Source organism: Planktothrix serta PCC 8927, from assembly GCF_900010725.2.
Lineage (GTDB): Bacteria > Cyanobacteriota > Cyanobacteriia > Cyanobacteriales > Microcoleaceae > Planktothrix > Planktothrix serta.
In genome coordinates, this window is the sequence record NZ_LR734863.1 from 39,629 (window position 1) to 51,114 (window position 11,486).

The window sequence follows — 11,486 nt, forward strand, 5'->3', positions numbered from 1 at the left end:
TTCAACAATTACCCTCGATGGGAGTTGTCTTGGTTTGGCGTATTATACGCAATTTTATTCTCTTTTGCGCTCCGGTAAACAATATTAGTTAATTCATAATAAATCGGGGGATAAAGAGAGTAAAGTTGACCCTGATAAAATCGATTTCGATATCGATTGACCGCTTGAATTTTTTTCCTAATTCCTGATGATAAGTGAGGATTTTTTTCAAAGGTTTTATCGCTGCGTTCAATCTCCCATTTAATTTCTTTGACCTCCACCCCTTGACCGATTAAATAAAAACATCGTTCAATCATTTGACGAATTTTTCCCCGTTCTTTCGCTTTAAATTCTAGCTCCTCTTGCTCAGAATTTCCGGCTAATAATTGTAACCGATAACAGCCATCGGGGTTGGCGTGGGGATACCAGCCTAGTTTCAATTTATAACGATTCTGATTAATAATCCAGTCTGTTCCATTAAACTCAATCGGTTCAATCATCAGCAAGTTTTCATTATAGAACTGCTCGTTGACAATTCGACCATCTCGAATAAAAGGATCTTCATCACCAAAAGCATTATGAGTAATAGCCCAACCACCGGGAATATTCAGAGGAACAAGTTTTGAGTGCATAAATTAGGATTGACTGGATCAAGAATCAACGTCAGCAGCAGTTGCTGTTGCTTTTAGCTTACTTCTGGTGGAATTATAATGCAACTTCTGATCAATATCATGTTTTTCCCTGAATTGCAGCCTCAAAGCCAGCGCCGCTTTTCCGGATCGAAGGTTGAGACGCGGATCAATGGAAGTGTGATTGCGTTGCAGTAACTTTATGTTTAAATATCGTATTTTAACCTTGGCGACCCTAGTAACTATCCTAAGTTTAGGGTTAACCTCTTCCGGTCAAGCTGAATGGTTTTCTGACTATACCGTGTCACCTTCGGACTGGGATGTAGAAGCAACGGTTGATCCCAATCAATTGATCACGGTGAGACTGCGGAACAAAACTGACCAAACCCTGGTTTATGCCCTAGCCAATGATAATTCTCAACGGTTAGCACCGGGTAAAACAGGGGAATTTTTAGTTAGAGTGGGACGTCAACCCGGAGAAACCAGCACAATTTTAATTAACACACCGGAATATACTTACCCGTTAATTTACAATTTCCGCGTCATCCCCAAAAACATATTAACTATTGAAATCACTTCTACCCGTGCGGATAACCCCCACCAAGAACGCACTATTTATATTGATGAACGGGGGAGAGTTTATTCATTCTAATTTGTTGACGGTTGACGGTTGACGGTTGACTGTTGACGGTTGACGGTTGACTGTTGACTGTTGACTGTTGACTGTTAAAAACCGCAAACAATCAACCCTTAAGTTTTTTTAGTGAATTGAGATAAGCATTGAGTTTGGGGGATAATTCATCAAGTAAGGGTTGTAATTTATCAACTTGTTCTGCTGTTAATAGATGACGAGCGCAAGCTAACCTTAACCAATGCCTTGTTTCATTTAATGACCCTCTCGCTATTTTAACAAAACGTTGATTATCTTGAGAATTATAACGACCATGACCTTCAGCAATATTCGCTCCAATACTATCAGCAGATCTCACTAATTGCTTCCCCACTGTATCTTTAGAAAACAGATCCCAATTCTGAACAATAAACCAAACCTCATTAGCAATTTTTTCAGATAACTGATACACCTGTAACTTCTGAAAACTCTCCATTTATAATCTAAAAAAAAACTGTTATTTTTAAACAGTCAACGGTCAACGGTCAACGGTCAACGGTCAACGGTTAACAATTAACCGTCAACCGTTAACAAAAATCAACCCGTATTTCGCATTCCAGCGGCAATTCCATTAATGGTTAATAGCGCCCCTCGGAGTAATTCTCCTTTGCTATAACGGGAATGAACAACACCAGAAGCAACGGATTTTCCGTGTTGACGTAACCGTTTTAACAAGGCAACTTGTAATAAACCTAAAGGAATAATTGTGGCATTGCGTAACTGCACCGAACGCTGTAAAACCGGATCATCTTCTAATAATCGTTGATGTCCGGTAATTTGTTGGACTAACTGCACGGTGAGATAATATTCCTGAGCAATTTGTTGGAATAAAACCTCAAACCGTTCTTTATCGTCGGGATGACTTAACTCCCGAACATAGTGATGGGCGATTTCCATATCCACCTTAGCTAAGGTCATTTCCGCCTTAGAAATCACCACTTTAAAGAACGGCCATTTCAAATAGAAATAGCGCAATAGTTTTAGCTGCTCCTGGGGTTCGTCATTAATAAACTCCTGTAAAGCTGTTCCCACCCCATACCAAGAAGGTAGTAAAAAGCGGCTTTGTGTCCAACTAAAGACCCAAGGAATTGCCCTTAAACCCGAAATATCTTTCTTTTTATCCCCACTGCGACGGGCGGGACGAGAACTAATTTGCAGTTGACTAATTTCTTGAATGGGGGTGACTTGATGGAAAAATTCAGCTAAATCGGATTGTTCATATATTAACTCCCGATAGTGGCTGCGCGATCGCATTGCCAATTCTTCCATAATTTGATTCCAGGGGTCAATCTCATCAAAACCATTATGGAGTAAACTGGCTTGAATTGCGGCGGTTGTCACACTTTCTAAATTGAATAAAGCCAACTGTGGGAGAGAATATTTAGAAGCCAGAACTTCCCCCTGTTCAGTAATTTTAATCCTCCCGTTAATACTTCTACCCGGTTGAGCTAAAACCGCCTTGTAAGCAGGGCCCCCTCCTCGACCGACAGACCCCCCCCGTCCGTGAAAGATACGAAGACCAATTTTATAAGATTCAGAAACCTTTTGTAAGGCTTTTTGAGCTTTATGAATTTCCCAATTACTACTCAAGAAACCCGAATCTTTATTACTATCAGAATACCCTAACATAATCTCTTGTAAAGATTGGTCAGGATCATCACAAACGAGTTGATATTGTTCATAACCCCCCCCTAACATCGCCCGATAAAGCGGTAATTCAAACAAAGTCGTCATCACACGGGGAGCGCGTTTGAGGTCTTCAACCGTCTCAAACAGAGGCACTACCATGACGTTACCTGCCCCTGTAGCCGGGTCATAGAGTCCCGCTTCTTTTGCCAAGAGCAATACTTCCAGAACATCACTGGCTTCATTGCTCATACTAATAATATAGGTTTGGCAAATATGGGGCCCAAACTCCTGCTGTAACTCCCGCATCACTCTAAAAGTGTTGATAGTTTCGCAGGTTTTTTCAGAAAAGGGTAATTCTGTGGGAATTAAAGGACGGCGGGTTTGTAATTCAGTTGCTAACCAAACACATCTTTCTGCTTCAGAAAGATCATTGTAAGATTTAGGTAACAGTTGCAGATAGTTAACAATTTCGTTCAGGGCGTTGGAGTGAATTGAAGACTCCTGACGCATATCCAGCCGAGCCAAACTAAATCCAAATACTTCCACCTGACAGATGAGATTTTCCAGTTCTTGACAGGTCATTCCCGTTTCTTCTAGGTTGCGTTGAATCAGTTTTAACTCCCCTAAGAAATCCTCATCAGATCGGTAGAGTTTACTCGCTTCATGGTCAGGAACTAGACGCTCTCGGATGCGAGACAACTCAGCATTATTGTACATTTGCCAATTGCGATCGCGGGTATTTTCTAAGCGTTTTTGAACATAAGATAGTTTTAAACGATAGGGTTCTTGACGATAGCGAATTGCCGTTTGATCATAGATTTCTGGTAATTGTCCTTGATCTCGATCTAAAGATTCTAATAATTCGGGAAGAACATCACTCCAATGTAAGGATAAACTTAATAACCGATTGAGGCGTTTAACCGCTTCAATATATTTTTCCATGACAACATGACGCTGATAACAAGCAGTTTTCCAGGTTACATCCGGTGTCACCGATGGATTTCCATCTCGGTCTGCACCCACCCATGATCCAAATTTACAAAAATCATATTTAGGTAATTTTAGGTAAGGGAAAGAAACGTGCAGAGCGTGTTTTAAGCGCTTATAGAGTTGAGGAATGGTATCAAATATAACTTCCTGGAAATAGTGTAGGGAATAATCCACCTCATCGAGAACTGTGGGTTTAAATTGATGCAGTTCATCGGTACGCCACCAGAGACGAATTTCTTCGGTTAAGTTTTCATGAAGTTCTTCTGTCCATTCGGACATGATCGAAGATTCCCCTAATTCTTCGGTTCTCAATCCGCCAAAACTTTCATCAACTTGATCGAGTTGTTCTAGGATAGTGGCAATCCGACGCTGTTTTGTCCGAATTGTGTGGCGAACAATTTCCGTCGGGTGCGCCGTAAACACCATGCGAACATCAAGCTGATTTAATAACCGTTGGATTTTTTGGGCGGGAACATTCAACTGTCGTAACATCGGAAACAGGGAATGGAATGTGGCTAACTCCCGCTCCTGTTCGGTGTAATTGGTGACATTCGCGCCAGGAATTGGGCTTTCTTGCTCATCGGAAAAACGCTGATTCCGAGATTCAAAGGTAGACATTGACTTAATCGGGGAGGTCGATAACTTACCTTTACCTTTAGAGTGGGTATAAGCCAGTTGTTGCTCCCGTTGTTCATAATGCTGCTCAACGATATTGATCAGTTGAAAATATAACGCAAACCCCCGCGCCGCACGAATGGCTTGGTTAATATCAAGCTGTTCGATTAATTTGAGAGCATCGGAGCCTTGGAACTCGGCGGCTTGTCCTTCGGGTGAAGTCATGGCTCCTAATTGATGGAGTAAGTCCACAAGCTGTTGGCCGCACTCTTGGCGGAGGACGGACTCCCAAACGTCCTCGATAATTTTGAGACGATTCCGCAAAAACAAATCCGAGGTGGTAGTCGGTGGGTTTGATGAAACGACCGTGTTTGGAACCTGTTCGGAGGATTGGAGCAGTGAACTCATGATGGTCTGTTCCTGTGTTGCGATAATATGGAATTTATTGTATGGCTTAATTTCTCCCAAAACACGGAACCTTGCAGTCAAATCCACAACCGTTTTAAGTAAATTTAATCATTTATTGATAAATAGAGGGGGGTTGGTGGTTGGCCGTTGGTGGTTGGCGGTTAAGGCCAAGGAAGCGAGGACGCTCCCCCCGATTTTTTCCCTACATTCGATGAAAGTTAGAGAAGTGTCAAGAAATATTAACGAGAATAGTTAGAATTGATATACTGACAGAATCGATGTCCGAGACTTAACGGCTGATTCTGTTGTTAATCAACCCGCACCCGCATTTGTCATGTTAACTAGCCCAAAAGAGGAAACTGCACAACGTAATGGTGAGGTTAAACATCCCGTTCAGTTTGCTGAAGTGCCCCAACGGCGATGGAAACCCTGGATTATCGCACTCTTGGCTACAGGATTGTTGACCCTTCCAGCCACGTTTTATTTCGCCAAGAGTCGCACTCAAGTCAATCCAGATACCATCACCGCCCTCACGGTTCCTGTGGAAGCCAAGGATTTAACGGTTAAAATCACCGCCAGTGGCTTAGTTCAACCTGTCCGTCGGGTCAACCTCAGTCCCAAAACCCAAGGACGGTTAGCGCAATTATATGTGGAACAGGGGGATATTGTCCAAGCCGGAGATATTGTGGCGCGGATGGAAAGTGCTGAAATTGAAGCCCAACTCATCCAAGCTGAAGCTCGTTTAGATCGATCTCAGGCTAATTTAGAGAAACTGCAAACCGGAACTCGACCGGAAGAAATTGATCAAGCTCAAGCTCGGTTAAATCAAGTTAAAGCCAATTTAGCTCAACTGAGAGCCGGAACTCGTCCCGAAGAAATTGCTCAAGGTCAAGCTCGTTTAAGGGAAGCTCAAGCTCGTTTAAAAGATGCTGAGTCAGGGAGTTTGAATGATGAAATTGCCCAGGCTCAAGCTCGAATTGATGCGAATAAAGCCGAATTAATATTAGCATCAGAACGAGTACAACGCTATCAAGATTTAAAAGGAGAAGGGGCAATTTCTCAGGATAAATTAGATGAATATTTACGCGATGAACGACGGTTACAAGCGGTACAAAATGAAACGGAAAAACGCTTAGAACAATTACAACAAAGTCGGCGATCGCAAATTCAACAACTACGAGCTAATGTAGAACAAGAACGCCAAGCTTTAAATCAATTAGAAAATGGCCCTCGTTCTGAAGAAATTGATCGCTCAGAAGCAGAACTCGCTGAATCTGAAAGTAAATTAAATCAGTTATTAAATGGCACTCGTTCTGAGGAAATTGCCGCCGCTAAAGCTGAAGTTGATGAAGCCAAAGGTCAAGTCAAATTTTATCAAGTGCAATTGGAAGATACGAAAGTTCGCGCTCCGTTTTCAGGAATTATTACCCAACGTTATGCCGTTGAAGGGGCGTTTGTAACTCCAGCAACTTCGGCTTCCGATGCTACTTCTGCCACCTCGACTTCTATTGTAGCCTTAGCAAAGGATTTAGAAGTTTTAGCTAAAATTCCAGAGGCGGATATTGCACAAATTAAACCGAATCAACCTGTTGAAATTATTGCCGATTCTTATCCCGATCAAGTATTTAAAGGTCGAGTTAATATTATTGCACCAGAAGCAGTAAAAGAACGGGATGTCACCTTATTTCAAGCTCGAATTATCATCGAAACCGGAAAAGATCAACTTCAGTCGGGAATGAATGTGGATTTACGCTTTATTGGGGAGAAACTTAAACAAGCGTTAGTGGTTCCCACCGTTGCTATTGTTACCAATAAAGGTCAAGCGGGGGTTTTACTTCCCGATGAAAACAATAAACCGGAATTTCACCCCGTTACTGTGGGTTCCCAAATCGGGAATCAAATTCAAGTTTTAAAAGGATTACAAACCGGAGATCGGGTTTTTATTGAGTTACCCAAGGGACAAAAATTAGAGGATATTTTCAAAGGTAAAATCAATAAGTAGGAGTTAAAAAACTGGGTTTTTAACCCAGATTTTGATATAATTATATTGGTCAGTCCTGCAAAGGCGAATGAATGAATATGGCGATCGCAACTGTCACAGAAACAGAAACCTTTTCCCTAGAAGATTTTATGGCGAATCCTCCCGATCATCAAGAGTGGGTGGATGGACAACTCCTGGAGTCAACCGGAATCACAATCAAACATAGTCGAATTCAATCCAGGTTATCTTTCTATTGGGGAAATTATATCGATCAATCGCAACAAGGAGGCGAAATTTTAACTTCTCTTCCCTGTCGCACCTTAAAACAAGGGCGACGTCCTGATGTGTCCTATCTCACAGCCGAATTATTAACAGAATTTGGCGCGTTTCCCACCTTACCCCAAAGTCCCCCACTCCTAGCTGAAATTGTGTCTCCCAGTGATGCGGCGGAGAATTTATTTGCTAAAGCCAGTGAATATTTAGAGTCCGGTTGTCAGGAAGTTTGGTTAGTGTTTCCAGAGAATCATCGCGTTTTAATTATTACAGAAAATCAAACCTTAGCGTTTAAATCCGGCGATATTATTAATACACAAATTATTTTATTAGGATTTAGTCTTGAAATTAATCAATTATTCGGTTAATTGAGCTATAATATTTATTGTTTACAAACTTAAGGTACGTTTATTACTAGCCTAATCCAGAAATGGATTACATTACCAGAGGAATAAAGTACAGTGATCAAGATAGTCGTCAATGCAACTAAGGGCGGAGTAGGAAAAACAACAGTAGCAACGAATATTGCTCTACTGCTTGCCCAGCAAAACAAACGTGTTTGGGCTTTAGATCTTGCAGGGAGAAGCCGCATGGCAAGGTTTTTGCAATCTACCAGTTACTTCAATAACAGTACCAATAAAATCGATATTCGAGAAACAGAGCCTTTACCCGATTCTTTTTCAGGAGCATCAGATTACGATTTTCTAGTTGCTGATACTGATGACTACTACGAAGTTCCTGCTACTGTTGTAACACAACGAAGTTGGCGATTGATCATTCCAATTGTACCTGATGATCAGGTTGGGGTAGAAGATATAGTAGAGGAAACTGCATCCCTTTTAAATTTTGGTCTTGTAGCTAACTTGGTTCCAAGAGCAAGAATTGTAGTAAATAATCGCCATCATAATGATAATTATGAACAACTTTACCAGCAAGTATATAAACAAGTTGAGGCTGCTGCTATTGATGAATTTTTGTCAAATCAATGGTTGCCATTTGTAAATTTATCTCCGTTCGATTTTACATCTGATGAAGTTTTCTCAAAAACTTTGCATTCTGTTCTCTCTGAACTTGGGATTTAAAAAAATCATGTCAAAGCTAACTGAAACTCTAAGCAACAATGTAAAAAATCACTTAGACAATATAACTATACGATTTTCTACTCAACAGTTAGATCAAGACTTATTAAACCAATTAGGTATCTATTTATGCACGAAAGCATCAGAAAAGTTAATTGAAACTGCATTGGCTTTAACTTGTGGGTATTACATGGATATTGATAAAGCCATTATTAGCCAAATCAAATATAAGCCTGCTAAAAAACTCGAAAATATCATATCTCAGAGACTTCAAGGTGAAACTGAAAAAAAATTACAAAAAGTTGATGTTCCTCGATGGATAGTGCTAATTGTAGGCAGCACCGAAATCTACTCTACGAATCATCAAAATTTTGTGACTGTAGAAGATGCTATTAACGTCATATTCAAAAATATAACTGAGACTCTTAACAACAAAATTCGAGAATCTTCAGGGAATGTAACTCATGTAACTATAAGATTTTATGTTGAACGATTAGATCAAGACTTATTAAATCAATTAAGGAGCTATCTATGTACGGAATCCTCAGTAAAGTTAATTGAAACTGCATTTGCTATGACTTCAGGGCATTACATAAATATTGAGCCAAGCATTATTGATCACTTCGATCAAACACCTATTAGCCAACTACTAAACATAGTATCTCAATCATCTCAAAGTCAGACTGAAAACAATTTGCAACAGACTGATATTCCTCAATGGATGGTGAAAATTTTATACTCCAAAATCTACCCTGAAAATGCTCTAGGGCCTCTGGCTACTGTAGAAGATGCTATTAACACAGTATTTCGTTTGTGTATTAATTTATTAAAAAAAACACTAGGTAATAATGATGGGAAAACTACAAAGAGAGCTAGTTGAAAATTTAATTTCTCGTAAGCCAGTCCAAAAAACGGAGATTGGAAACCGAATTGTTCGTGCTTTAGGAGGCGACCCAACTCCACAAGCTACAGGATTACCTCGTCGGCGTGGTACTGCTGACGGAGGCATAGATGGAAGGATTCCAATTCTCATCAGACAACGTGTGATTACAGAAAAGTTGAAACGGAAACCTGATGGCTCACAATTCCCCGTCAGCATTGCCAACAGCGAATTTGAGTCGGTTGAAGCTCAAGCAGGTTTTAATATTAAGATTGAACGAAACTGCTTTAAAAGGGATACCATTAACGCTTTTGTAGAAAACTTAAGGCGTGAAGGAATGTTTGCGGGTGTGATTGTTACTGCAAGTGGGCTTTGTCCAGATGCTGAATCTGAGTTGCAACGACACAATAATAATAATATGGATTTATGCCATATTTTATTAGAAGATTTATTAAGTGGAAATATATCCTGTCAGGAGATCGAATTTGTAGTTGGTGATCTTGCAGAAAAACTTCGAGTTAGCCTGCGAGAATATATTACTTCTGAGATCTAAATTACTTGATAACGCAATACTTTTTTACCCATAAATGGGTGTTGTAAAAACACTGTGCGTAAAAGTTTTACAACACCCATCAATATTGGATATCTTAAGGATTTAATCCTTCATTAATCATCAAAATGCTTAATAATAGCATCGGCAAATTCTGAACATTTCAACGGTGCAACGGGAGGCTCCATTAATCGGGCTAAATCATAAGTGACTTCTTGATTGGCGATCGCACCACTTAACCCTTTTTTAATTAAGTCTGCCGCTTCTTGCCAACCCATATATTCTAACATCATCACCCCCGATAAAATCAGAGAACCAGGGTTAACTCGGTCTAATCCCGCGTGTTTAGGTGCAGTCCCATGAGTGGCTTCAAAAATCGCACATTCATCCCCAATATTTGCTCCTGGCCCCATGCCTAAACCTCCGACCATAGCAGCAGCAGCATCCGATAAATAATCCCCGTTTAAATTCATGGTAGCCAGGATAGAATATTCATCAGGACGAGTTTGAATTTGTTGGAAAATACTATCAGCAATCCGGTCATTGACCATAATTTTTTCCTTCCATTTCCCCTCACCATGAGTTTCCCAAATAGCGTTGAGAACCCCTTCCACTTCTTGACAAATTTCGGCTTTTTTCTCAGGCGTTAGGGAATCATAACCCGGTTCAATCATCTTGGCATTATCTTCTAAAGAAAGATCGGGATTCTTTTCTTTATTCCCTAAAATCCAAGATTCCCGTTCGGTAACACATTCGTTGCGGAATTCCGTTGTTGTCAGTTCATAACCCCAATCTCGGAAAGCTCCCTCGGTGTATTTCATAATATTGCCTTTATGCACCAGCGTCACCATTTGTTTATTTTTAGGCAGACGCAAAGCTTGAAAAATGGCACGACGAACTAACCGTTGAGAACCTGTTTTACTAATCGGTTTAATCCCAATTCCAGAATCGAGGCGAATTTGTTTTTTCCCATGTTCAGGAGTCGCCGGAATTAACTCAGTATTCAGAAAATGAATTAATTTTTCAGCGATTTCTGTTCCCTGACGCCATTCAATTCCTAAATAAATATCTTCGGTATTTTCCCGATAGATAATCACGTCTAATTTTTCAGGAGTTTTGTGGGGGGAAGGAGTTCCGGTATAATATTTACAGGGACGAACACAGGCATACAGATCATGAATTTGTCGTAAAGCCACATTCAAAGACCGAATTCCGCCCCCAATAGGCGTGGTTAACGGCCCTTTAATCGCAACCCCATATTCCCTGATGGCGGTGGTGGTGTCTTCGGGTAAATATTGATAAGTGCCGTAGAGTTCGCAGGCTTCGTCTCCGGCGTAGACTTTAAACCAACTAATTTGACGCTGACCTCCGTAGGATGCTGCAATAGCCGCGTCCAACACTTTCTCCGTTGCTGGCCACAGGTCAATCCCTGTACCATCTCCCCTGATAAAAGGAATAATCGGATTGTTAGGGACAATGGGTTCGCCGTTTTTGAAGGTAACTTTCTCGCCTGTGGTGGGTGGAGTAATTTTCTGGTACATATTCCTAAGATGCGGATAACAATGCTCCCTATTCTGTCATGATTGTTTACACTCATCCTCACTGTTTCCTGAAAAATTTTAGTTTTTTTGGTAAAATCAAGAGAAGCAGGTTATTTTTTGCCCCTATATATCAAGAAATCCTGACATTTTTGAGCAAATATAAGATTTTGATGCAAAAGCTGCACGTTAGCATCATTTCTTAAACAACTGACAAGAAAATACAAACAACCTTTAAAGAAAATTAATATTCAAAAAATCAAAA

At 40.5% G+C, this 11,486-nt stretch carries 10 protein-coding genes; 6 read left to right on the forward strand and 4 right to left on the reverse strand.

Annotated elements, in window-relative coordinates; genetic code table 11:
• Nucleotides 1-8: 8 nt before the first annotated feature.
• Nucleotides 9-611: a hypothetical protein gene (locus PL8927_RS08775; protein ID WP_083619869.1), complete on the reverse strand. Its 603-nt coding sequence runs from the start codon at nucleotides 609-611 to the stop codon at nucleotides 9-11.
• A 199-nt stretch (nucleotides 612-810) separates the two neighbouring features.
• Between PL8927_RS08775 and PL8927_RS08780 the strand changes: the two genes are divergently transcribed.
• Complete coding sequence (locus PL8927_RS08780) at nucleotides 811-1,260, forward strand: hypothetical protein (protein ID WP_083619871.1); 450 nt, start codon at nucleotides 811-813, stop codon at nucleotides 1,258-1,260.
• Between the two features lie 91 nt (nucleotides 1,261-1,351).
• Here the strand turns inward: PL8927_RS08780 and PL8927_RS08785 are convergent, their stop codons facing one another.
• Nucleotides 1,352-1,714, reverse strand: a complete 363-nt coding sequence (locus PL8927_RS08785) for a four helix bundle protein (protein WP_083619873.1) — start codon at nucleotides 1,712-1,714, stop codon at nucleotides 1,352-1,354.
• A gap of 101 nt (nucleotides 1,715-1,815) precedes the next feature.
• Nucleotides 1,816-4,920: a phosphoenolpyruvate carboxylase gene (gene ppc / locus PL8927_RS08790; RefSeq protein ID WP_083619876.1), complete on the reverse strand. Its 3,105-nt coding sequence runs from the start codon at nucleotides 4,918-4,920 to the stop codon at nucleotides 1,816-1,818.
• Between the two features lie 334 nt (nucleotides 4,921-5,254).
• Between ppc and PL8927_RS08795 the strand changes: the two genes are divergently transcribed.
• The 5 genes from PL8927_RS08795 (at nucleotide 5,255) to PL8927_RS08815 (ending at nucleotide 9,686) form a co-directional block, all read left to right on the forward strand.
• Nucleotides 5,255-6,922 (forward strand): efflux RND transporter periplasmic adaptor subunit, encoded by a 1,668-nt coding sequence (locus PL8927_RS08795; RefSeq protein ID WP_083619882.1) that lies wholly within the window; start codon nucleotides 5,255-5,257, stop codon nucleotides 6,920-6,922.
• 77 nt (nucleotides 6,923-6,999) lie between these two features.
• A complete protein-coding gene (locus PL8927_RS08800; RefSeq protein ID WP_083620066.1) occupies nucleotides 7,000-7,542 on the forward strand; it encodes a Uma2 family endonuclease in 543 nt (180 codons plus the stop codon).
• A gap of 93 nt (nucleotides 7,543-7,635) precedes the next feature.
• The gene (locus PL8927_RS08805) at nucleotides 7,636-8,256 is read left to right on the forward strand and encodes a nucleotide-binding protein (RefSeq protein WP_083619885.1); all 621 of its coding nucleotides are present in this window, start codon (nucleotides 7,636-7,638) and stop codon (nucleotides 8,254-8,256) included.
• 7 nt (nucleotides 8,257-8,263) lie between these two features.
• The gene (locus PL8927_RS08810) at nucleotides 8,264-9,133 is read left to right on the forward strand and encodes a hypothetical protein (RefSeq protein WP_083619888.1); all 870 of its coding nucleotides are present in this window, start codon (nucleotides 8,264-8,266) and stop codon (nucleotides 9,131-9,133) included.
• Nucleotides 9,102-9,686, forward strand: a complete 585-nt coding sequence (locus PL8927_RS08815; RefSeq protein WP_197047359.1) for a hypothetical protein — start codon at nucleotides 9,102-9,104, stop codon at nucleotides 9,684-9,686. Before PL8927_RS08810 ends, PL8927_RS08815 begins: the two co-directional genes overlap by 32 nt.
• 113 nt (nucleotides 9,687-9,799) lie before the next feature.
• On the opposite strand, the gene PL8927_RS08820 is transcribed toward PL8927_RS08815, so the two are convergent.
• Nucleotides 9,800-11,224 (reverse strand): NADP-dependent isocitrate dehydrogenase, encoded by a 1,425-nt coding sequence (locus PL8927_RS08820; protein ID WP_083619893.1) that lies wholly within the window; start codon nucleotides 11,222-11,224, stop codon nucleotides 9,800-9,802.
• Between the last annotated feature and the right edge of the window lie 262 nt (nucleotides 11,225-11,486).